The 22,659-nt window shown below is 66.3% G+C and carries 19 protein-coding genes and 1 pseudogene; 9 read left to right on the top strand and 11 right to left on the bottom strand.

The annotated features are described in order from the left end of the window. From hpaD to QF036_RS03145, 4 genes are read right to left on the bottom strand one after another with little or no spacing between them, the layout of a single operon-like run. The gene (gene hpaD / locus QF036_RS03130) at positions 1-1,095 is read right to left on the bottom strand and encodes a 3,4-dihydroxyphenylacetate 2,3-dioxygenase (protein WP_307099158.1); all 1,095 of its coding nucleotides are present in this window, start codon (positions 1,093-1,095) and stop codon (positions 1-3) included. A gap of 48 nt (positions 1,096-1,143) precedes the next feature. After that, positions 1,144-2,658, bottom strand: coding sequence for a 5-carboxymethyl-2-hydroxymuconate semialdehyde dehydrogenase (gene hpaE, locus QF036_RS03135; protein WP_307099161.1), 1,515 nt, complete (start codon positions 2,656-2,658; stop codon positions 1,144-1,146). Positions 2,659-2,680: 22 nt separating this feature from the next. Beyond that, complete coding sequence (locus QF036_RS03140; protein WP_307099163.1) at positions 2,681-3,388, bottom strand: GntR family transcriptional regulator; 708 nt, start codon at positions 3,386-3,388, stop codon at positions 2,681-2,683. Beyond that, positions 3,385-4,857 (bottom strand): fumarylacetoacetate hydrolase family protein, encoded by a 1,473-nt coding sequence (locus tag QF036_RS03145; protein ID WP_307099165.1) that lies wholly within the window; start codon positions 4,855-4,857, stop codon positions 3,385-3,387. The genes QF036_RS03140 and QF036_RS03145 overlap by 4 nt, the downstream gene beginning before the upstream one ends. A 224-nt stretch (positions 4,858-5,081) precedes the next feature. Here QF036_RS03145 and QF036_RS03150 point away from each other — a divergent pair, with 224 nt between their 5' ends. Continuing rightward, positions 5,082-6,992 (top strand): FAD-binding monooxygenase, encoded by a 1,911-nt coding sequence (locus tag QF036_RS03150; protein WP_307099167.1) that lies wholly within the window; start codon positions 5,082-5,084, stop codon positions 6,990-6,992. 201 nt (positions 6,993-7,193) lie between these two features. Continuing rightward, positions 7,194-8,693, top strand: a complete 1,500-nt coding sequence (locus QF036_RS03155; protein WP_307099169.1) for an APC family permease — start codon at positions 7,194-7,196, stop codon at positions 8,691-8,693. 25 nt (positions 8,694-8,718) lie between these two features. Here the strand turns inward: QF036_RS03155 and QF036_RS03160 are convergent, their stop codons facing one another. Beyond that, positions 8,719-9,378, bottom strand: a complete 660-nt coding sequence (locus QF036_RS03160) for an AmiS/UreI family transporter (protein ID WP_307099171.1) — start codon at positions 9,376-9,378, stop codon at positions 8,719-8,721. Positions 9,379-9,555: 177 nt separating this feature from the next. Between QF036_RS03160 and gdhA the strand changes: the two genes are divergently transcribed. Further along, a complete protein-coding gene (gdhA, locus tag QF036_RS03165; RefSeq protein ID WP_307099172.1) occupies positions 9,556-10,893 on the top strand; it encodes an NADP-specific glutamate dehydrogenase in 1,338 nt (445 codons plus the stop codon). Between the two features lie 30 nt (positions 10,894-10,923). Here gdhA and QF036_RS03170 read toward each other — a convergent pair whose 3' ends face one another. The 3 genes from QF036_RS03170 to QF036_RS03180 form a co-directional block, all read right to left on the bottom strand. Continuing rightward, complete coding sequence (locus QF036_RS03170) at positions 10,924-11,883, bottom strand: AraC-like ligand-binding domain-containing protein (RefSeq protein ID WP_307099174.1); 960 nt, start codon at positions 11,881-11,883, stop codon at positions 10,924-10,926. Positions 11,884-12,037: 154 nt separating this feature from the next. Continuing rightward, a complete protein-coding gene (locus QF036_RS03175) occupies positions 12,038-13,099 on the bottom strand; it encodes a D-TA family PLP-dependent enzyme (protein ID WP_373460248.1) in 1,062 nt (353 codons plus the stop codon). 106 nt (positions 13,100-13,205) lie between these two features. After that, complete coding sequence (locus QF036_RS03180; protein ID WP_307099178.1) at positions 13,206-13,796, bottom strand: TetR/AcrR family transcriptional regulator; 591 nt, start codon at positions 13,794-13,796, stop codon at positions 13,206-13,208. Positions 13,797-13,917: 121 nt separating this feature from the next. Here QF036_RS03180 and QF036_RS03185 point away from each other — a divergent pair, with 121 nt between their 5' ends. From QF036_RS03185 to QF036_RS03195, 3 genes are read left to right on the top strand one after another with little or no spacing between them, the layout of a single operon-like run. Further along, entirely contained in the window at positions 13,918-15,834 is a 1,917-nt protein-coding gene (locus QF036_RS03185) for a primary-amine oxidase (RefSeq protein WP_307099180.1), read from the top strand. 9 nt (positions 15,835-15,843) lie between these two features. Beyond that, entirely contained in the window at positions 15,844-16,302 is a 459-nt protein-coding gene (locus tag QF036_RS03190; protein ID WP_307099182.1) for a hypothetical protein, read from the top strand. An 18-nt stretch (positions 16,303-16,320) separates the two neighbouring features. Beyond that, the gene (locus QF036_RS03195; RefSeq protein ID WP_307099184.1) at positions 16,321-17,274 is read left to right on the top strand and encodes an Lrp/AsnC family transcriptional regulator; all 954 of its coding nucleotides are present in this window, start codon (positions 16,321-16,323) and stop codon (positions 17,272-17,274) included. On the opposite strand, the gene QF036_RS03200 is transcribed toward QF036_RS03195, so the two are convergent. Then, positions 17,258-18,691, bottom strand: a complete 1,434-nt coding sequence (locus QF036_RS03200) for an amidase (protein ID WP_307099186.1) — start codon at positions 18,689-18,691, stop codon at positions 17,258-17,260. The two genes, QF036_RS03195 and QF036_RS03200, sit on opposite strands and share 17 nt — an antisense overlap. A 284-nt stretch (positions 18,692-18,975) precedes the next feature. Between QF036_RS03200 and QF036_RS03205 the strand changes: the two genes are divergently transcribed. Both QF036_RS03205 and QF036_RS03210 read left to right on the top strand, forming a co-directional pair. Beyond that, the gene (locus QF036_RS03205; protein ID WP_307099188.1) at positions 18,976-19,710 is read left to right on the top strand and encodes a DUF5058 family protein; all 735 of its coding nucleotides are present in this window, start codon (positions 18,976-18,978) and stop codon (positions 19,708-19,710) included. Between the two features lie 83 nt (positions 19,711-19,793). Then, complete coding sequence (locus QF036_RS03210; protein ID WP_307099190.1) at positions 19,794-20,537, top strand: hypothetical protein; 744 nt, start codon at positions 19,794-19,796, stop codon at positions 20,535-20,537. Between the two features lie 94 nt (positions 20,538-20,631). Here QF036_RS03210 and QF036_RS03215 read toward each other — a convergent pair whose 3' ends face one another. Together QF036_RS03215 and QF036_RS03220 are read right to left on the bottom strand one after the other, a co-directional pair. Then, positions 20,632-20,862: a flavin reductase gene (locus QF036_RS03215; protein ID WP_307105741.1), complete on the bottom strand. Its 231-nt coding sequence runs from the start codon at positions 20,860-20,862 to the stop codon at positions 20,632-20,634. A gap of 25 nt (positions 20,863-20,887) precedes the next feature. Continuing rightward, a pseudogene (locus QF036_RS03220) lies at positions 20,888-21,184 on the bottom strand (flavin reductase family protein); the annotation flags it as partial. A gap of 260 nt (positions 21,185-21,444) precedes the next feature. Between QF036_RS03220 and pstS the strand changes: the two are divergent. After that, positions 21,445-22,566: a phosphate ABC transporter substrate-binding protein PstS gene (gene pstS, locus QF036_RS03225; RefSeq protein WP_307099191.1), complete on the top strand. Its 1,122-nt coding sequence runs from the start codon at positions 21,445-21,447 to the stop codon at positions 22,564-22,566. The last annotated feature ends 93 nt before the right edge of the window (positions 22,567-22,659 follow it).

The raw sequence follows: 22,659 nt of genomic DNA on the forward strand, positions 1-22,659 counted from the left end.
TTAGACCTGGGCTCCCAGCTTGAAGCCCACTGCGTCGGTGCCTGCGGCGGAGGAGGTCTCGTCCTTGCGGGTGTAGGAGAAGCCGTCGGCTCCCACGGTCACGGCCATCTCGGACTTTTCCTCGCGGACGATGACCGGCTGCGGGTTGCCATCCAGGTCCAGGACCAGGGAGGCCTCGGTGTACCAGGACGGGACCACGGGGTTGCCCCACCAGTCGCGGCGCTGGTTGTCGTGGACGTCCCAGGTGACGGTGGGGTTGTCCGGGTCGCCGGTGTAGTAGTCCTGGGTGTAGATCTCGATGCGGTGGCCGTCCGGGTCCAGGATGTAGAGGTAGAACGCGTTGGACACGCCGTGGCGGCCGGGGCCGCGTTCGATCCGGTCGCTGATGCGCAGGGCGCCCATCTTGTCGCAGATCTGGATGATGTTGTGCTTCTCGTGTGTGGCGAACGCGACGTGGTGCATGCGCGGGCCGTTGCCGCCGGTCAGGGCGGTGTCGTGCACGGTCTGCTTGCGGTGCATCCACGCGGCGTAGGTGACGCCGTCGGAATCCTTGATGTCTTCGGAGACGCGGAAGCCGAGGTCCTCCAGGTACTTGCGGCCGCGGGGAACGTCCGGGGTGACCTGGTTGAAGTGGTCCAGGCGCACCAGCTCACCGGCGGAGTAGAGGTCGTAGCGCTGGGTGAGACGCTCCACGTGCTCGGTCTCGTAGAAGAACTCGTAAGGGAAGCCCAGCGGGTCCTCGACGCGGACGGAGTCGCCGATGCCCTTCGTGAAGCCTTCCTTGCGGCGCTCGGTGCGGCAGCCCAGTTCCTTGTAGTACGCCTCGGCGGCGTCCACCTCGGCCGGGGACTTCACCCGGTACGCGAAGGCTGCCACGGCGGCGATGGGACCCTGGCGCAGCACCAGGTTGTGATGGATGAACTCCTCCAGGGAACGGAGGTAGATGGTGTTTTCATCCTCTTCGGTGACGTGCAGGCCCAGGACGTCAACGTAGAACTCGCGCGACTTGACAAGGTCCGTGACCACGATCTCCATGTAGGCGCAGCGGACGATGTCCGGTGCCGGGGCGGTGGGGGTGGGGACGAAGTTGGTCATGATGTTCTCTCTTCTTTGAAAGGGGCCGGTAAGCGCTGGGTCGAAAAATTAGGCGCCGAATTTGGGGGTGTGGACGGAGCCGAGCGTGATGTGCACGGCCTGCTGGTCGGTGTAGAAATCGATGGAGCGGTAGCCGCCCTCGTGGCCCAGGCCGGAGGCCTTGACCCCGCCGAACGGGGTGCGGAGGTCGCGGACGTTGTGGCTGTTCAGCCACACCATGCCGGCCTCCACGTTCTGGGCGAAGTTGTGCGCCCGGGTCAGGTTCTGGGTCCAGATGTAGGCCGCCAGGCCGTACTTGGTGTTGTTGGCCAGGGCGAGGGCCTCGTCGTCGTTCTCAAACGGGGTGATGGCGACGACGGGACCGAAGATCTCCTCCTGGAAGATCCGGGCGTCGGGGGAGACGTCGGCAAAGACGGTGGGGGCGATGTAGTTGCCCTCCGGCAGGCCTTCGGGCCGTCCGCCGCCGGCCAGCAGCCGGCCTTCGGACTTGCCGATCTCCACGTAGGAGGCCACCTTCTCATAGTGTTCGGGGTGCACCAGGGCACCCACCTGCGTCTTGGGATCGTGCGGGTCCCCGACGACGATGTTCTTGGCCCGGGCGGCGTACTTCTCGCAGAACTCGTCGTAGATGGCGCGTTCCACCAGGATGCGGGAGCCGGCGGTGCAGCGTTCGCCGTTGAGCGAGAAGACGCCGAACAGCGCGGAGTCGATCGCGGCGTCCAGGTCGGCGTCGGCGAACACGACGCACGGGGACTTGCCGCCGAGCTCCATGGACAGGCCCTTGAGGTTCACGGCGGCGTTGCGGAAGATGGTCTGGCCCGTGGTGGTCTCGCCGGTGAAGGAGATCAGCGGGACGTCAGGGTGCTTGACCAGGGCGTCGCCGGCTTCCTCGCCCAGGCCGTTGACCAGGTTGAAGACGCCGTCCGGCAGGCCTGCCTCCTTGAAGATGGTGGCCCACAGCGACGCGGACAGCGGGGTAAATTCGGCCGGCTTGAGGACCACGGTGTTGCCGGTGGCCAGAGCCGGGGCCAGCTTCCAGGACTCCAGCATGAACGGGGTGTTCCACGGGGTGATGAGTCCGGCCACGCCGATCGGCTTGCGGTTCACGTAGTTGATCTGCGAGCCGGGGACCTTCATGGCGTCGTCGAACTGGGCCACGATCAGGTCCGCGAAGAAGCGGAAGTTCTCCGCTGCACGCAAGGCCTGGCCCTTCGCCTGGGTGATGGGCAGGCCGGTGTCGAAGGTTTCCAGTTCGGCGAGGCGCGCTTCCTGGGCTTCGACGGCGTCGGCAATCTTGTTCAGGACACGGGCGCGCTCACGGGGCTTCATCTTGGGCCACGGGCCGCTGGTGAACGCTTCGCGGGCCGCGGCGACGGCGAGGTCGATGTCTTCCTTCTGGCCCGCGGCGGCGGTGGCGTAGTTCTGGTTGGATACCGGGTCCAGGACGTCGAAGGTCTTCCCGCGCACGGAGTCAACGAACTTGCCGTTGATGAAGTGCTGGATATGCGTGGGCAGGTTCTCGGGGACGTAGTGCTTTGCTGCTGTTTCTACAGGGGTCGTCATCGTTGAGGTCCTAACTGTGTTGTTAAGGATTGGGGTCTGTGGCGTTGGTTTGGGAGAGGTATGCGTCGAGGGTGGCGGAGCGGTGGAGCCGTGCTGCTTTTTCGATGGTGTCGGCGTCGGCACCGGTTTCAATGAGCTTTAGCAGGGCCTCGTGTTCGTCCACGGACTCGTGGGCGCGGCCGGGAACAAAGCGGAACGTTGAGGACCGCAGTGATGCCAGCCGGTTCCAGCCGCGGTGGACCAGATCCAGGATGTGCGGGTTGGGGCAGTGCTCGAACAGGACGCTGTGAAAGTCCTGGTTGAGCCGGGTGAAACGGACGGGGTCGAAGTGCTTCAGGCACTCGCGCATCTCGGCGTTCACGGCGCGGGCCCGGGCAATGTCCGCTTCGCCGACCAGCGGTGCGGACAACGCCGTGGCCGCACCTTCCACGATGCTCAGGGTCTGCATCGTGTAGAGGTACTCGGTGGGGTCGATTCCGGCCACGGTGGCCCCGACGTTGCGTTCGAACTTCACCAGGTTTTCGGCCTCAAGCCGGCGGATGGCTTCCCGGACCGGGACCACGCTGAAGCCGAGGTCTTTGGCGATGGCAGCCAGGACCAGCCGGTAGCCGGGCGTGTAGGTGCCCTCCACGATCCGCGCCTTGATGGCCTGGTAGGCCTGCTCGGACTTGCTGCCCGCGGTGCTCGCAGAAGTGCTCTCAGCAGCGGGGGCGGTTGCCGTCTCAATCATTGGCTTTGCCTGCTTCCCATTGCTTCCCATTCCTCATACTTGGCGCGCCATTCCGCGTTGAGCGGGTAGAGCCCGTCCACGCTGTGGCCCTGCTCCACCATTTCGGCGATGAAAACCTCTTCGCGTTCCTGGGCAATCGAGTCGTTGGCGACTTCCTCGGCCAGGGCCGGCGGGATCACCAGGATGCCGTCCGAGTCAGCCACGATGATGTCCCCGGGCTGCACCGTGGTGCCGCCGCAGGCGATGGTGATGTCGGTGTCCCACGGGATGTGGCGACGGCCTAGCACGGCGGGGTGCGGGTTGGAGTAGTAGGTGGGCAGCTCCATGGCAGCCACGGCGGAGAAGTCGCGGACCCCGCCGTCGGTAATGATGGCTGCGGCGCCGCGGACCTGGGCGCGCAGGGCCAGGATGTCGCCGATGGTCCCGGTGCCCTTCTCGCCGCGGGCTTCCATGACCAGGATTTCGCCTTCGTTCACGGAGTCGATCGCGCGTTTCTGCGCATTGAAGCCGCCGCCGTGCGTCTTGAAGAGGTCCTCACGATTAGGCACGTAGCGCAGGGTCCGGGCCAGGCCCACTACCCTGCGGTCCGGGCGGGTGGCGGTGAGGCCGTCGATGCTGACGTTGTTAAGGCCGCGCTTGCGCAGCTGGGAAGACAGCGTGGCGGTGCAGACGCTCTCCAGCTTCGCCTTGAGCTCCGGGCTCAGGGCAGATTCGGTGGCGGGGAGGCCTGCTGCCTCCCGCGAGCCGTAGGCCTCTTCGCGCTGGAGGTCATCGGCCTTGGGCCGGGCACCAAAGTCAGCGAACGCCGTCGTGCCTTCCTTAACTGTGGTGGTGAGGCGGCCGGTGGTCAGGTGAGCGTCAGCTGTGCTGACCTCCACCTCCAGCACGTCGCCGGGCACGGCGACGGAGGCGCCGGCCGGCGTGCCGGTGAGGATGATGTCCCCCTCCTCGAGGGTGAGCAGCTGGGACAGGTCCGCCACGAGCCGGGCGAACGGGAAGAGCAGGTCTTCGGTGGTGTCATCCTGCACCAGTTCCCCGTTGTGCCAGGTGCGGATGCGCAGTTTGGCGGGGTCGACGGCGTCTGCCGGAATCAGTGCCGGGCCCACCGGGGTGAAGCCGTCGCCGCCCTTGGACCGGAGGTTGGAGCCCTTGTCCGCGTAGCGGAGGTCGTACACGCCGAGGTCGTTGCTGGCCGTGACCGCGGCGACGTGGCCCCAGGCGTCTTCGACCTCGACGCGGCGGGCCGCCTTGCCGATGATGATGGCGATCTCGCCCTCAAAGCCGAGGAGTTCGCAGCCGGCCGGGCGTTCGACGGCGGTGCCGGTCAGGGACAGTGACGACGAGGGCTTCAGGAAGTAGGAGGGCTGGGCCGGCGTCCGGCCGCGCTGGGCGGCACGGCTGGGGTAGTTGATGTGCACCGCGATCACCTTGCGTGCTGCTGCCAAGGTGTCGTCGTTGACCTGCTCCAAAGCGTTCTCCTCATCAGGTACGAAATCGTATACGAAACATACTGGACCGTTTCCGGCCACTGCGTCAACCCCTGTTTTCGGGGGAGGGGAAGCTGGTTGTAACGCGGGTCATATGTGACGTACAGTACTGAAGCATAACCACAATTTCTATTATCGAACCATGTGTTCCGATATAGAACACAAGATTGGCGAAAGCCAGCCACACAGTGAAGTGAGGAAAGCCCGTGCAGTTCCACCACCACGGTTACGTTTCCGGTGACCCGCGCATCCAGCCGGCGGCCGGCGTCGGCATCAACCGCCCTGAAGAGCTGCCCGACGAGGTTGACGTGCTCATCGTGGGCTCCGGCCCCGCGGGCATGCTCGCCGCCGCCCAGCTCTCGCAGTTCCCGGACATCACCACACGCATCGTGGAGCGCCGCGGCGGCCGCCTCGCAATCGGCCAGGCCGACGGCATCCAGGCCCGCAGCGTCGAGACATTCCAGGCGTTCGGTTTCGCCGAGGAGATCATTGCGGAGGCCTACCGGATCACCGAGATGGCGTTCTGGAAGCCGAGTCCGGAGAACCCGAAGCACATCGTCCGCGCCGCCCGCGCGGTCGACGACGAGATGGGCATCAGCGAATTCCCGCACCTGATCGTCAACCAGGCCCGGGTGCTGGACTACTTCGCCAGGGTCATGGCCTTCTCCCCGACCCGCATGACCCCCGATTATGGCTATGAGTTCAGCAGCCTCGACGTCGCGGAGGCGGGGGAGTACCCGGTCACAGTGACCCTGGTCCACACCACCGGTGAGGTGGCAGGCCAGGAGCGCGTTGTGCGGGCCAAGTACGTCGTGGGTGCCGACGGTGCGCGCAGCAAGGTCCGCGAATCGATCGGCTGCACGCTCGCCGGAGACCAGGCCAACCACGCCTGGGGCGTCATGGATGTCCTCGCATCCACCGACTTCCCGGACATCCGCACCAAGTGCGCCATCCAGTCCCACGACGGCGGCAGCATCCTGCTGATCCCCCGCGAGGGCGGCCACCTGTTCCGCATGTACGTCGACCTCGGCGTCGTGCCGGAGAACGACAACGGCGCCATCCGCAAGACCACCATCGAACAGATCATCGCCCACGCGAACCAGATCCTGCAGCCCTACACCCTCGACGTCCGCAACGTCGCCTGGCACAGCGTGTACGAGGTGGGCCACCGCCTCACCGACAGGTTCGACGACGTCCTGCCGGAGCAGCGGGACACCCGCACGCCGCGGGTGTTCATCACCGGCGACGCCTGCCACACGCACAGCGCCAAGGCAGGCCAAGGCATGAACGTGTCCATGCAGGACGGCTTCAACATCGGCTGGAAGCTTGGCCACGTGCTCGAGGGCCGCAGCCCGGAGTCGCTGCTCGCCACGTACTCCGCGGAGCGCCAGGTCGTCGCGAAAAACCTGATCGATTTCGATAAGGAATGGTCCACCCTTATGGCCAAGAAGCCCGAAGAGTTCGAGGACCCCTCCGAGCTTGAGGACTTCTACGTGCGCACCGCCGAATTCCCGGCCGGCTTCATGACGGAGTACGCGCCGTCGATGATCGTCGCCGAGGCGAAGTACGCCGGGCTGGCCACGGGTTTCCCCACCGGCAAGCGCTTCAAGTCCGCTCCCGTGCAGCGCGTCTGCGACACCAACCCGCTGCACCTGGGTCACCAGGCTACGGCCGACGGCCGCTGGCGCATCTACGTGTTCGCCGACCCCGCCGAAGCCGGAGCCGCGTCGCCGACCACTGACTTCGCGCGCTGGCTGGAGAACTCTCCGGAGTCGCCGCTCGCGGCCACGCCGGAGGGTGCCGACGCCGACGCCTGGTTCGACGTGAAGGTCATTTACCAGCAGGACCACAGGGGCATCGACATCAACGCCGTCCCGGCCGTGTTCAAGCCGGAGGTCGGGCCGTTCAAGCTCACCAACCTGGAGAAGGTCTACGGCACCGACCCGAAGGCCGACATCTTCGAGCTTCGCGGCCTCGACCGCGCCGGCGTCGTGGTGGTGGTCCGCCCGGACCAGTACGTGGCGAACGTCCTGCCGCTGACCGCGACGGCGGAGCTCGGGGCGTTCTTTGCGCCCCTGTTGCCGGCGCGCCGCGGACTGGTAAGCCACCACGCCTGAGAAATGAAATAGCCGGGGAGCGCAAAGGCCTCCCCGGCTGTTTCATTCTTGGCTGCGCCAGCCACCACCAGTGCGCTGAGGCACAACAATTGATCGCTGCCAGACAAGCCCTGTCCGGCCGGGACTGCCAAGCTGGAATTCCAGGTGCGAGGCCATTGCCGGCACCCCTCTCCAACGCTCATGACCGTTAAGAAGGATCCAATGAGTATTTCAAATTCCGCGTCCCGGACCGCAGAAGAAGCAAATCCGCGCAAGGAGCAGTCCACCGCCCTCCGCGCGGGCAGCATCGGCGTTCTGGGCATCCTCTTTTTCGTTCTTTCAGCCCAGGCTCCGCTGACCGGCATCGTCGGTGCAGCGCCCCTGGCGGCTGCACTCGGCAATGGTGCCGGGGCACCGGGCGCCTACCTCGTCGTCGGCATTGTCATTGTCATCTTCGCCGTCGGGTTCGTGGCCATGAGCCGGAAGGTGCAGGCCAGCGGCGCCTTTTACGCCTACATCAGCGCCGCCTTCGGCAGAAAGACCGGCACGGGCGCCGCCTGGTTGGCACTGCTGGCGTACAGCACAGTGCAGGCCGCCATGTACGGACTGTATGGTGCGGCCTTCTCCGGCCTGCTGCGTTCCGCCGGCGTGACCGTTCCCTGGTGGCTTCTCGCCGTTGCCACCATGGCAGGCGTGCAGGTTCTTGGCTCGATGAACATTGAACTCGGCGCCCGCGTCCTGGCATTTCTTGTGGGCCTGGAAGTGGCGATTCTGCTGCTGTTCGGATTCACCGTCCTGCTGAAGGGTGGAGGCCCCGAGGGCCTTAACATGGCGGCCTCGTTCTCCCCTGAAGCGATCGCCAGCGGCGCCCCAGGCGTTGCCATCATGTTCGCCGTTGCATCCATGTTTGGCTTCGAGTCAACGGCCATCTACTCCGCCGAGGCCAAGGATCCGCACCGGACGGTGGCGCGGGCAACGTACCTCTCCGTGGGCATCATCGCCGTGTTTTTCGCTTTCATCACGTGGATGCTCGTGAGCTTCTACGGGCCCTCTCACGTCATCGATGCCGCCGGAGCTGCCCTGGAGTCGGGAGACGCGACCTCCTTCGTGATCGGGCCGCTTGTTGAGTTGTTCGGCCCGTGGGCCGGTGTGACTGCAGGAATCCTCCTGGTGACGTCCCTCCTGGCCGGCATCATCGCCTTCCACAACGGCATCAACCGCTACCTCCACTCGCTGGCCCTGCGCGGCTCCCTGCCCGCTGTCCTGGCGCGGACCAACAAGCATCGCGCCCCTGCATCCGCAGCCTGGATCCAGACAAGTGTCGCCGTGCTGCTCGTGGCTCCGTTCGCGGTACTGGGGATGGACCCGGTGCTGACGCTCTTCTCGTGGTTTAGCGGGCTCGCGGTTGCAGCGCTGCTGGTGCTGTACATGCTCTGCTCCCTGGCCGTCGTCGCATTCTTCCGCCGCGAACGGGAGCCGGGGCAACTCTGGCAGACCCTCATCGCACCGGCGCTCGCTTCGCTGCTGCTGGCGTGGGTCCTCTACCTGGTGGTCAGCAACTTCACCTCCCTCATCGGGGGGAGCGCCGAAACAGCGGTGGGGCTGCTGGTTGCCGTCCCCGTGATGTTCGTGGCCGGAGTGTTGGCGGAAATCGCGGTGGAAAAGCGCGGCCGCACCTCAGCGCCCGCGTTTGCCAATGAGGCTGCTGCCATCGCTGACTAACGGCTCGTCGGCGGCTAACGGTTCGTTAGGGACGACGACGGCGTGCCGGCGGTTCCGCTGGCCGTCCCGCCTGGCAAGGCCGCCGGCGAGCAAAAGCAGCACCGCAATGCACGCCCCGGTTCCGCCAGCCGTTGCGGGGTCGCCCGGCCAATTCCCGGTGATCCCGAGAAGGGCCGGGTACCGTCGCTGTCGCCTGGCTGGCCAGAACCAGGGACCAGCCGATCAGCGGCGACAGTCGGCTATGGTCCAGGGCCAGCGAGAAGAAGAACAGCATCCACAAATAGGACCAGCAGAGCCACAGCACTGCCAGCAGCGGGTCCTCAGGGAACCAGGCCGCGGCGAGCAGCAGGCCGCACCCGCCCACCATGCCGCAGAACCAGCCGAGGCCCCTGGACCCGAGCCCCAGCAGGAAATCCAGGCCAACGTAGACGTAGGTGAGGCCGAACAGGAACATGCCGGACGCCGAAAGCAGCAGCTGCACGCCGCCGTCGGCGTCCGGAGCTGTGCTGTCCAAACGAACGTTGCCCAAATACGTGACGGCCAGATGGGTGCTGCCCAGGAGCAGCTGGAGGCTGCCGATGACCAGGCTCAGCACGGCCGCATCCCGGCGCGGGAGGGCTCCCAGAGTGGCGAGCCCGTTGATCAGCAGCGCGGCGCCCGAAAGGAGGAGGCAAACATACGCCATCAGTCGACCCCCCTACCTCTCATAATGCGGAATGTTAGTGTCACAATACGGAGATCAAGGGATAACACTCCAGCCGCCTACCTGGGTGTGGTCTTAATCGGTTAGGTTGAAAGCTCAAGTATAAGACGGTGGGGAGTTATACCTCCCGATCGTCGGCAGCCGAAGTGAGGAAGATTCATGGATGCACGGCTGGAGGCCGTCAGGGACACAGTACTGGCGCGGAACCCGGGCGAGGCTGAGTTCCATCAAGCGGTGGTCGAGGTGTTCGAAAGCCTTGGCCCGGTCCACGACCGGCACCCCGAATTCCTTGAAGCCGCCATCCTGGAACGGCTTTGCGAGCCCGAGCGGCAGATCATCTTCCGGGTGCCGTGGACCGACGACTCCGGCCGGGTGCAGATCAACCGCGGCTTCCGCGTGGAGTTCAATTCGGCGCTCGGGCCCTATAAGGGCGGCCTCCGGTTCCACCCCTCCGTTTACCTCGGGATTGTGAAATTCCTCGGCTTCGAACAGATCTTCAAGAACGCGCTCACCGGCATGCCCATCGGCGGCGGCAAGGGCGGTTCCGATTTTGACCCCAGTGGCCGCAGCGACGCCGAAGTCATGCGGTTCTGCCAGTCGTTTATGACCGAGCTCTACCGCCACATCGGCGAGTACACCGACGTGCCGGCGGGTGACATCGGCGTGGGCGGCCGCGAAATCGGCTATCTGTTCGGCCAGTACAAGCGCATCACCAACCGCTACGAATCGGGAGTCCTGACCGGCAAGGGCATCTCCTGGGGCGGTTCGCTGGTGCGGCCGGAAGCCACCGGCTTCGGCACGGTGATTTTCACCGAAGAGATGCTCAAGACCCGGGGCTCCTCCTTCGACGGGCAGCGCGTGGTGGTGTCTGGCTCCGGCAACGTGGCCATCAATGCCATCGCCAAGGCCCAGGCGCTCGGAGCCGCCGTGGTGGCCTGTTCCGATTCATCCGGCTACGTGGTCGATGAGGCGGGGATCGACGTCGGGCTTCTTCGCCAGGTCAAGGAAGTGGAACGCGGACGTCTCAAGGACTACGTTCTGCGCCGTTCCGGCGTTTCCTATGTGGAGGCTGGCTCCGTCTGGGACGTCGACGCCACTGTTGCGCTGCCGTGCGCAACGCAGAACGAGCTCGACGGCGGTGCTGCCGCGCGGCTGGTCCGCAACGGACTGCTCGCTGTCGGCGAAGGCGCCAACATGCCCTCCACCCGGGAGGCCGTGGCAGTGTTCCAGGAGGCGGGCGTGCTGTTTGGGCCCGGCAAGGCCGCCAACGCCGGCGGTGTGGCCACGTCGGCGCTTGAGATGCAGCAGAACGCGAGCCGCGACTCCTGGTCCTTCGAGCACACCGAACAGCGCCTCACGGACATCATGGTGGGAATCCATGACCGCTGCGCGTCCACCGCGGATGAGTACGGCGAACCCGGCAACTACGTGCTGGGCGCGAACATCGGCGGCTTCGTCAAAGTGGCGGACGCGATGCTCGCGCAAGGGCTGATCTAGGCGCTGTGCCGGTTTAGGTGTTGTGCTGGTTTAGGCGCCGCGCCGCCAGTCGCTGGGTGATTCGCCGAAGGCGTCCCGGAACGTCCGGCTGAAGTGCGCCGCGTCCAGGAAACCCCAACGTGCTGCTACGGCTCCCACGGAAGTGCCGGAGTGCAGCGGGTCCCTGAGGTCCCGGCGGACCCGCTCCAGCCGGCGGCTCCGGATCCAGCTGGCAACCGTGCTGCCGGACTCGTGGAAGACGTTGTGGAGATGGCGGGTCGAAATAAAGTGTGCGGCGGCAATGCTGGCCGGCGACAGCTGAGGGTCAGCGAGGTTCGCCTCGATGTAGTCACGGACCGACGTCGCCAGCAGCGCCTGGGGCTTCATGCTGTCCGCAGCCAGATCCAGTTCCGAATGGAGCATGGTGGAAACGAGGTCCAGGGTGTTGGCCGCAAGCCGCGAACCGCTCGGCCCGCTGAGTGCCTCCAGGTTGCCGGCGAGCTGCGTGATGAATGGTCCCACAATGCCCGCCAGTCCCGACTCGCCGGCCAGACGGACGGCCGACAGCTGTCCCACATAGTCGGGCGGCAGCGACAGGGAATCGTGCGGGAACATGACCACCATCATGCGGGCCTGCTCCTCGAATGCCAGCGTGTACGGCCGGTTGGTGTCATAGATGGCCAAATCGCCGGGGCGGAGCACTGCCTCGCGGTTGTCCTGGATGAGGAGCCCGGTGCCCTCCAACTGGAGATTGAGCTTGAAATAGCGCTGGTCGGACTGCGCCAGAAGTGCCGGTGTGCGGTGGACGCTGTGGCCTGAAGCCGAGACTTCCACGATGCACGTGCGGTCCAGTACCCGGGAGCGCATGCGGCCGCGGAACTGCTCGGGCCGGTCCGTTTCGGCGGCCAGTGGCACAAAGGACTGCGCTACAAGGTGCCTCCAGTGGTCAAAGGAGGTGGCCACGCTGGAAGTGAGGGCCTGGTCCGCGGGGCGGATGGTGGTTGCTGGCATGAACGTTTCCTGACGCCGGTTGGCTGTCTTTTGGCGGGTCCCCAACACTGTGTCTTGCGACACAGTCATTTCAGATTAGCGGCGAAATTCTGCCCTGTCATCTTTTTTCAACATCTGGCGAAAAAAGATTCCGGGACCCAAAGCGGTCGGGCCCCTACTTGTTCTTGCCCCGCGCTGCCACCACCCAGCGGTCCACGAGCGCGCCGCCGCTGACCACTGCGACGTCATCCACCAGGTTTATGGCCAGGCACACGTGGTTGGGAATAACGCGGAGCCGATGCCCGATGGCGGGCACCGTCCTGGGATCGGGCCACTCGACAGTTGCGTGGTGCTCCGACAGTGCGGTGATCCGGGCGTCGGGGTGGGCCATCAGCCGTCCGAAGCCGCTTGCCCACGCGGGCCGGTCGCTGCCGAGAACCTTGCTGCCGGCGTCGATGATGAAACGTGTCGGTCCGTCCGCGGGGGTTGCATGTTGGCTGACCACGGTGGCTGCCACGGTCAGTGCGATGTCCTCGGCGGCGCACCGCCCCAGCTCCAGTTGCTGGGCGTCGCCGAAGACGTAGACGCCCGGGCGCACCTCGGTGGCAGCCGAATTCCCGGTCAGCATCGCGGTCGGGGTGGAGCCGCCGCTGCGGCAGGTGATGTCGAATCCGGCCGCGGTAAGAACCTCGGACGCCCGGTTCAGGGCCTGCTGCTCCTGCTTGGCCGCTTCGACCGGCATGCCCGGTGCGTAGCTGTGTCCCGGGAAGGTGAAGACTCCCGCAACATTCAGTCCCGCGCGCGCTGCTGCTTCGGCAACCGGTGCGACGGCTTCCGGGTGGACGCCGCTGCGGTGGTGGCCGCTGTCGACTTCCACGAGGGCGCTAATGCTTCCCGCGGCATTTCCCATGCCGGATCCCAGTGCCGTTGCGCCCTCCACGGAGTCCACGCCGACGGCGATCTGCGCAGTCTGCGACAGGCGCCGCAGCCGCTCGGCCTTTTGCGGCGAAATCCAGAGGGGGTAGGCGATGAAGAGGTCGCCGACGCCGGCGGCGGCGAACACCTCGGCTTCGCCGATGGTTGCCACTGTCAGCCCGGAGGCTCCGGCTGCGATCTGGCGGGCGGCTATTTGGGGAATCTTGTGCGTTTTCGCATGCGGGCGCAGGTTCAGGCCACGTGCCCGGACGGCTGACGCCATCCGCTCGATGTTCCGGTCAAGAATGTCGACGTCAATCATGATGTCCGGCGTATCGATTTCCTGTGGGATGGTCACTGCCGGCGTCTCCTGGCTGTAGGTCGGTTCTCGCGGTCCGGGTCGGTCCGCGGTGCGTGGGGGCCTAAGGCTAACGTGTCAGCAGGGAAAGGAAGCCCTCGAGCTGCCCGTCCAGGCCGAGTTCCGTCTGGCCCTCCGGAAGCAGCGCGGCTGCGATCTGGGCGCCCAGCAGCATGTTGAGCAGCTGGCCGGCCAGGCTGTCGTCGTCGACGGCGGTTCGTACGTCCCCGCTGTCCCTGGCCTCCGTCAGGTGGCGCCGGATCGTATCCAGCCACTGCCGCATCGATTCCCGGTGGATCTGCGCCTTGCCGGGATCGTTGATGGCCTTCTGCCAGAAGGGGATGACGATCCGGGCTTCATTGATCCGTTCCTCATCCAGCGGGAGCACTTCGACGCAGAAGGCGCGCAGGGCCGCCAGCCCCGAAAGCCCCGAGGTGACTTCGGCGATGCGCTCGTTGGTCCGGTTGAAGACGTGGCTGAACGCGAAAGTCAGCAGCGTGTCCTTGCTGGGAAAGTACGGTTTGAGGGCGCCGTTTGCGAAGCCCGCCTCAGTCGCGATTTCCCGCATCGTGGCGCTTTCAATGCCCAGCCGGGCGATGATCCGCCAGGTCGCATCGACGAGTTCCAGGCGGCGCTCGTCGTGGTCAACAATCTTTGGCACGCGGCCGCTCCCCAGTAAATATTTTCGCCCAGACTCTTGTGAGCCATCTTACGTTCGCTTATTCTCTACAACTATAGAAAATAAAAATCCGACCCGCCAGGGTCCCGGACAGAAGGCTGCCATGACGCCCTCCACCACCCAAACAGCCAGCCCGTTCCGCCTTGCCTCAGCTGGGGAAATCAGTGAGGTGCAGGGCATTCTTCGGACCGCGGGCCTCCTTGGCCCGGAGAAGCGCATTGCCTACCTGGGCGTCCTTGACCCGGTGCGCGGCGCCGGCAGCGAAGCGGAAGACCGGCGCTTCCGGGTCTTCATCCACGACGTCGCCGGGGCACGGCCCCAGGACGTCACTGTCTCGGTCAGCAGCGGCACGGTGATCTCCGCCGTCGAACTCGACACCGCGGCCACCGGCGAACTGCCGGTCCTGGAAGAGGAGTTCGAGGTTGTGGAGCAGCTGCTGGCCACCGACGAACGGTGGCTGAAGGCCCTGGCCGCCCGGAACCTGGACGTCAGCACGGTGCGCGTTGCACCGCTGTCCGCCGGGGTCTTCGAGTACGCGGGGGAAAGGGGCCGCCGGATCCTCCGCGGGCTGGCCTTCGTACAGGACTTTCCGGAGGACAGCGCCTGGGCCCACCCGGTTGACGGGCTGGTGGCCTACGTGGACGTGGTCAGCAAGGAAGTCACCCAGGTGATCGACACCGGCGTCTTCCCCGTCCCGGCAGAGCACGGCAATTACACCGATCCCGAGCTCACGGGCCCGCTCCGCACCACCCAGAAACCCATTAGCATCACCCAGCCCGAAGGCCCCAGCTTCACGGTGACCGGCGGCAACCACATCGAGTGGGAAAAGTGGAGCCTGGACGTCGGTTTCGACGTCCGCGAGGGCGTGGTGCTGCACAACATCGCCTTCCGGGACGGGGACCGGCTCCGGCCCATCATCAACCGCGCGTCGATCGCCGAGATGGTGGTGCCTTACGGCGATCCGTCCCCGATCAGGTCCTGGCAAAACTACTTCGACACGGGGGAGTACCTGGTGGGCCAGTACGCCAACTCCCTCGAACTGGGCTGCGACTGCCTCGGCGACATCACCTATCTCAGCCCGGTCATCAGCGACGCCTTCGGCAACCCCCGAGAGATCCGCAACGGCATCTGCATGCATGAGGAGGACTGGGGCATCCTGGCCAAGCACAGCGACCTCTGGTCCGGCATCAACTACACCCGCCGGAACCGCCGCATGGTGATCTCCTTCTTCACCACTATCGGCAACTACGACTACGGCTTCTACTGGTACCTCTACCTCGACGGCACCATCGAATTCGAAGCGAAAGCCACAGGCGTCGTCTTCACGTCCGCATTCCCGGAAGGCGGCTCGGACAACATCTCCCAGCTGGCACCGGGCCTGGGAGCGCCGTTCCACCAGCACATCTTCAGCGCCCGCCTGGACATGGCCATCGACGGCTTCACCAACAGGGTGGAGGAAGAGGACGTGGTCCGGCAGGCCATGGGCCCGGGCAACGAGCGCGGCAACGCGTTCTCCCGGAAGCGCACCGTGCTCACCCGTGAGTCGGAGGCAGTCCGCGAGGCCGATGCCCGCACCGGCCGGACCTGGATCATCTCCAATCCCGGATCACGTAACCGCCTGGGCGAGCCGGTGGGCTACAAGCTGCACGCCCACAACCAGCCCACGCTCCTGGCAGATCCCGACTCCTCGATTGCGCGGCGGGCGGCGTTTGCCACCAAGGACCTGTGGGTGACCCGCTACGCCGACGACGAGCGCTACCCGACCGGCGACTTCGTCAACCAGCACTCCGGCGGCGCGGGCCTGCCCTCCTACGTCGCCCAGGACCGCGACATCGACGGCCAGGACATCGTCGTGTGGCACACCTTCGGCCTGACCCATTTCCCGCGTGTGGAGGACTGGCCCATCATGCCGGTGGACACCGTCGGCTTCAAGCTTCGTCCCGAAGGCTTCTTCGACCGCAGCCCCGTCCTCGACGTCCCTGCCAACCCCAGCCGGTCCGGCTCTCACTGCCACGGCTAGGCCCACCCGGTGACCGCACTGCATTCCCGTGCCGTCTCTGTGGTGACCGCCGCGTCCTGCGTGGTGCATCTGTGGCTTGTGGCCGAGAACCAGCACGGACCGTGGCTGGGCGTGGTGATGCTCGCGATGGTCGGGGTTTGCCTGCCGTGCGCTGTGCACCTGTGGCGCGGTGGCCGGGAGAAGACCCTGCGCCAGGTGATGGGCTGTGCCCTGGCCATGGCTGCATTGCACGCCGTCCTGCTGCTGGGCGCCCCCGCCCTTTCCGGCAGCGGCGGGCTGGGCCACTCCCATGCCGGCGCGGCGGCGCCTGGTGCGGGTTTCTTTGGGACGGGCTCTTTGGGGTCGGGTTTCTTGGGGCCGGGCGCCGACGGCTTGCTGGCCGTCGTCGTCCTGGAAATTACGACGGCGTTCCTCGCCGCGACGCTGCTCGCCCGCCTTCGCTCCGTCCATGCTGAAATAAAGCACTAGCGGAAGGCCCTTTTGAGGATGATCCTGCTCGATTCACTGGAGCGCCAGATTGTGGCTGCCTTGCAGCTGGATCCCCGCTGCCCCTGGCGCAAGATGGCCGCCGTCCTGGGCGAACCGGAACGCACCGTGGCCCGCCGCGGGGCGCAGCTTTTGGAATCCGGCGCCGTCTCCATCGCTGCCGTGCGGCCGCATCCGGCGTCGATGCTGGTGGAAATGCGCTGCACGCCGGGCACGGCCCGCGCGGCCGCACAGTCGCTCGCGCAGCGCCCCGACACCACGTTCGTTTACACCGTCACCGGCAATGGCGACTGCGTGGCCGAAATCCTCACGGACCCGGACAGGATGGGGGACATCCTCTCCGATGAACTGCCCTCCACGATCGGGCTGCGGCACTCCGTGAGCTATCCGGTGCTGCGGTATTTCCGGACCATCCAGGGCTGGAGGCCGGAGATGCTCACCCCGGAGCAGGCAGATGCCCTGCGCTCGCCGGTCGCTGCGGACACGGGCGTGTACGCAGTCCGGCAGGTCCTGAACCGCCAGGACACCGAGCTCGTGGAGGCCCTCTGCGCGGATGGGCGGATCAGCTTCGAGGCTCTGGCCAGGCGCGTCGGAGTTTCGGAGGCAACGGCCCGCCGGCGCTGCGAATGGCTGCTCGCCAACAACCAGGTCCAGCCCCGCGTGGTGGTGGAACCGGCCGCCCTCGGGCTCGCCGTCGAGGCGCTGCTGTGGATCAGGGCGGCGCCGCACCAGGTGGAGCAGCTCGGCAAGAACCTGGCCGGGCTGCCCACCGTGCGCTACGCGGCAGCGCTTGCCGGTGACTACCAGATCGTGGCCGACGTGACCGTGCCCGATCTGGCGTCCCTGTACCGCCTCATAACGGCGTCAGAATGGGCGGCGCAGGCCTCCGGCGTAGACGTGTCCGTGCTGCTGGATGCCCGCAAACGCGGCGGTCGGATCATGCGGGCTGGCTGAGGCCTGCCAGTTTAGGGGCGATGGCTGCGTAGTCCGTCTCCTGTTCGAATGCCCTCGCCCAGCGCAGCAGCTGCACGTCGGTGTAGTGGTTGGAGGCCAGCTGCAACCCGATAGGCAGCCCGGACCGGCTGAACCCGGCAGGCAGGCTCAGCACCGGCAGGCCGGTGGCCGAGAGCAGGCACGCCGACCGCATCCAGTCCAGATAGGTTTCGGAAGGGACACCGGCCACCTCCTGCGGGTAGCGCAGGCACGCATCGAACGGCAGCACCTGCGCGCACGGGCTCGCAAAAATGTCGTAGCGGCTGAAGAAGCCCTGGACGCTGTATTCCAGCCGGGTGCGGGCGGCGTTGGTGGCAATGATGTCCTCGGCGGTGAGGGCCTGGCCCTTGCCGACGTTCCACCGCACCTCCGGCTTGATGAGCTCGCCTGATTCGGCGACCAGCCCGCCCAGCCCGGCTGCGAAGTCCAGTGCGCGCGTGTTGCCGAATACCAGATCCGCCTCGCTGAAATCCGGGCAGGCCTCCTCCACCACGGCTCCCAGTTCCTCGAACACCGCGAGCTGGCGTTCCAGGTGGTCGGCGATTTCCGGTTCCACCGGAACACCAATGCCAAAGTCCCGGGACCAGCCGATCCGGACCCCGCGCATGTCGGTCTCGAGCCCCGCCCTGAATTCGGCCGGATCAACCACCTGGGGGTGGGGCACGCGTGGATCCCGTCCAGCGGTGACCGACATGAACAGGGCGATGTCCTCCACAGTGCGCGCCATCGGGCCGGTCCGCCCCAGCCAGGACCAGGCGTTGATATCGGACGGCATGGGAATGACGGCCTGGGACGGCCGGAATCCGACGATATTGCAGAAGGACGCGGGGATCCGCAGCGAGCCGCCCATGTCGCTGCCGTCACCCATCGGCTGCACGCGGGAACCCACGACGGCGGCCACCCCGCCGCTGCTTCCGCCTGCACTGAGGGCCGGCGCGTACGGATTAGTGGTGGTGCCGAAGAGGTCGTTGAACGTGTGGGAGCCGGCCCCGAACTCGGGAACGTTGGTCTTTCCCGTGCTGACCACGCCGGCGGCCTTGAGCCGGGCGATGATCAGGTCGTCCTTGGCCGGCACGAAGTCCTTCAGCACCACCGAGCCCTGGGTGGTGCGCATTCCGGCGGTGTTGTTCGTGTCCTTGTGGGTCAGGGGCAGGCCGTGCAGGGGCGGCAGCTCGTTGCCGGAGACTGTGAGCTCGTCGGCGCGGGCTGCCAGTTCCGCGGCGCCCTCGGCGTCGAGTGTCACCACTGCGTTGAGCCGGGGATTCACTTCGGCAATGCGTTTGAGGTGGCAGTCAAGGGCCTCCCTCGCCGAGATTTCCCTGTTCCTGATGGCGGCGGTGAGCTCGACGGCGGAAAGTTTGCTGATCACGTCAGACATGGTGCTCCTTCGGGCAGTGGTTCAAGAGTGCGCGGTTGTACTTACCTGAAGTGTGGAGGACCGGGAGCGTCCAGCGGAAGGCATCGGCAGGTGAATCCGCGGCCTGACTGATCCGGCCAGAATTTTGGCCGATTCCGCCATCCCTTGCGGTCGCGAGCCGGCGTCCCGGACAGTATTCCTAACCTGCTGGCCGATCCGGTCGGCGGCCCAGATCCCGCAACGCGGCGGTCCTGCCCGCGGCATCAGCATCGCCGGCCCCCAGCGGGCCCTAACAGGAGGCTCCCATGCACGCACCCCTGGCACCCACCGGCTCCACGGACATCCTTGCAATCGCCAACGCCCCCGTCCTCTGGCTCTGCGTGGCCGGTGTCTTCGGCGTCATCGTGGTCCAGTCACTGATCTTCCTCCGGGCAGTCCGCCGGGCGGCACCGTCGGTGCAGATGACACCACGGGACATAAGGACGTCGTTCCGGTCCGGGGCTGTCTCCGCGATCGGCCCCTCGCTCGCCGTTGCGCTGGTGGCCATTGCGCTGCTGGCACTTTTCGGTGCACCCGCCGTGCTGTCCAGGATCGGACTGATCGGCTCCGCAGCCTACGACGTCTCGGCGGCCGGCATCGCGGCGGGCACCCTGGGAGCCAAGCTCGGCGACGAGAGCTATACCCAAAGCGTTTTCGCAGTGGCGTTCTTTGCCATGAGCATCGGCGGAGCCATGTGGATGATCGCCACGCTGATCCTCACCCCGCTTCTCCGCCGCGGCGACGCGAAGGTACGCGCGATCAGCCCGGCGGCCATGGCCATAGTCCCCGCGGCGGCCCTCATCGGAGCTTTCGCGTGCCTGGGGTTCACCGAGCTGCCAAAGTCCGGCACCCACGTGGTCACCTTCGCCGTATCCGCCGCCGTCATGGCGCTGTCCCTGCTGCTGGCCAGGGCATTCGGCAAGAGCTGGCTGAGGGAGTGGGGCCTGGGCATCTCGATCGTTGCCGCCCTTGGCGCCGCACTTCTCGCGTCCGGCAGCTGACCGGCGCAAACCACAAAGCGACCCGCCGGAACCCCGGCCGCGCCAATCCGGCACCCCCGAAACTAACGGACAGGAATCCAGGTATGACAGCCACCAGCACCGCACCAGCCACCATGGACCAAGCCATGACTGAGTTTGACCGCACCACCTCGCGCTGGGGACGGGCCACCATGATCGCGGGCCTGCTGGTCTCCGTCGCCGGCCCCCTGTATCTCGTCTTCGCCGGAGGACTGGACATTGCGCCTGCGCAGCTCTGGATCGCCTTCGCTGCCGTCGCCGCCACATTCGGGATCATCTGGATCGTCGAGCCGCTGACGTACTACCCCATCCTTGGACCGGCCGCCATGTACCAGGCCTTTATGATCGGCAACATCTCCAACAAGCTCCTGCCGGCGGCTCTCATCGCGCAGACGAACATCGGCGCGCAGCCCGGAACCCGCCGGGGCCAGCTCGCATCCGTCGTGGCCATCTGCGGTGCGGCCGCGGTCCACTTGGCCTCACTCGCCATTTTCGTGGGGCTGCTGGGCAGCTGGCTCATCAGCGTTATTCCGCCTGCCGTCATGAATGTGACCCGGCTGTACGTGCTGCCCGCCGTCCTCGGCGCCGTGCTGGTCCAGGCCATCGTCTCCATGAAGCAGCCCCGGACCACGGTCATCGCCCTGGCCGTGGCAGCCGCCGTCGTCTTTCTTGTCCTCCCGGCGGTTCCCGGACTTGCCATGGTCTCCACCGCCATCGCCGTGCTGGGGACGGTGCTGCTGGCGTGGTTCTTCCGGGGACGGCAGCCCGCTCCGGCAGGCCGTCCGGCCCAACCCGTCCACCTCGAGTAGCCCCAAACACGACTGACAACAGGGTGCGTTCCGCCGGGATTCCCGGCGGAACGCACCCTTATTACTGCGCCAGCGGGGTTGTGGGCTGAACGGTTTACGGTGCCAGCCGGCGGAACTCCGAGCCGAAATGCACCAGCGGGTCCGGAACCTCGGACGGTTCCGCCCCACTGCCCATGGCCACAACGTTTCCCACAACAAGCAGGTGGGTGGCGGCAGCATGGACCGAAACGGTCCGCAGCTCGAAGTACGCGAGGCAGCCGTCGATGATCGCGGATCCCGTGGCCGGCCCGCGCCGGAACGGGACCTGCGCCAGCAGCCCGTGCAGCGGTGTCCCCCGGACTGGCCAGCCACGTCGCCGTGCCCTCGTGCTTGCCGGACAGCACGCTCAGTGCCCAGGAGCCGGCTTCCTCCACCGCCTCGCCAATGCGGGATTCCGCGTACAGACTGACCAGCATGGTCGGCGGGTCGTACGACACCGAAAGGAAGCCGCTGACCGTGGCAGCGTAGTCCCTGTTCCGCAGCCGGGTGGAAACGACGGCGACGCCTGCGGTGATGTCCGAACTTAGCCTGCGGTACAGGTCCACGTCGGCGTCCGACGGCGGCCCCTCACCCCACTGGCGCGCGTCCAGCGGTCCTGAAGTTTCCATGAGCCCATCGTGCCACGTGGGGCCCCTGTTAAGGCTGATAAAGCTGTTGCCGAATCACTACGACTGTGGCGCAACTAACGCAATGGCAACCCAGCATCTGTAAGCCAATGGCCCGCCGTCGTTAACCCTGCGTTCACCTCGGACCCCAAAACTTGTTACCTGCGGCCCATAACTTCAGTGAAGGTACAAAAAGTACGCATGTCACGTTCGGACGTCTCCGGTCCGCACCGCATCGAAAAACCCTGGAAGGGGTACACCCAGTGAAGGCACTCCGCTTCGGCCGCCATGCGGCTATCGCTGTTATCGCCGCCGGCGCACTCGCGCTCACCGCCTGTGGTTCAGACAATGCCACGAACACCGCTCCGGCAGGCAGCGCCTCCGCCGCCGGCACCAAGGTCACCGGCACCCTGACCGGCATCGGCTCCTCCGCGCAGGGCGCGGCCATGGACGTCTGGAAGACCAACTTCGCCTCCGCCAACCAGGGCGCCACCGTCCAGTACTCCCCGGACGGCTCCGGTGCCGGGCGCAAGGCCATCCTCGACGGTTCGGCACAGTTCGCCGGGTCCGACGCCTACCTGAAGGACGAGGAACTGGCATCGGCCAAGAAGGTCTGCGGCCCCGAGGGTGCCATCGAGATCCCCGTCTACATCTCGCCGATCGCCATTGCCTTCAACCTGCCGGACGTCACCGAGCTGAAGCTGGACGCCCCCACCGCGGCCAAGATCTTCCGCGGCGAGATCGCTAAGTGGAACGACCCCGCCATCGCGGCACTGAACCCGGACGCCAAGCTCCCGGACCTCGCCGTTACCCCGGTGAGCCGCTCTGACGACTCCGGCACCACCAAGAACTTCACCGAGTACCTCTCCGCCGCGGCTCCCGATGTCTGGAAGGACAAGGCCGACGGCATCTGGCCTGCATCCCTCAAGGGCGAGAACGCCAAGGGCACGTCCGGCGTGGTCAAGACCGTCACCGACACCCCGGGCGCCGTGACCTACGCAGACGACTCCGCCGTTGGCGGCAAGCTGGGCATCGCCCAGATCAAGGTCGGCTCCGAGTTCGTCAAGATCTCCCCGGAAGCCGCCTCCAAGGCAGTCGACGCCGGCAAGCCGGTTGACGGCCGCGCCGACACCGACGGCGCCATCAAGCTTGACCGCACCACCACCGAATCCGGCGCCTACCCGGTGGTCCTGGTTTCCTACCACATCGTCTGCTCCACGTACGACAAGCAGGAAACGGTCGACCTGGTCAAGGCTTTCGAGACCTACGTAGTTTCCGAAGAGGGCCAGAACGCTGCCGCCGAGTCCGCCAAGTCGGCTCCGATCTCCGCCGCACTGGCAGAGAAGGCCGCCAAGGCCATCGAGACGATCAAGGTCAAGTCGTAACGTCTGTCCTGTTCGCCGAGGTTCCCCGCCCAGCCGCCAGGCAGGGCGGGGAACTTAGCCGTGTAAGCGCGGTTCCACCCCGATTCACATCTG

Source organism: Arthrobacter globiformis (genome assembly GCF_030817195.1).
In the GTDB taxonomy this organism is placed as follows: Bacteria; Actinomycetota; Actinomycetes; order Actinomycetales; family Micrococcaceae; genus Arthrobacter; species Arthrobacter globiformis_D.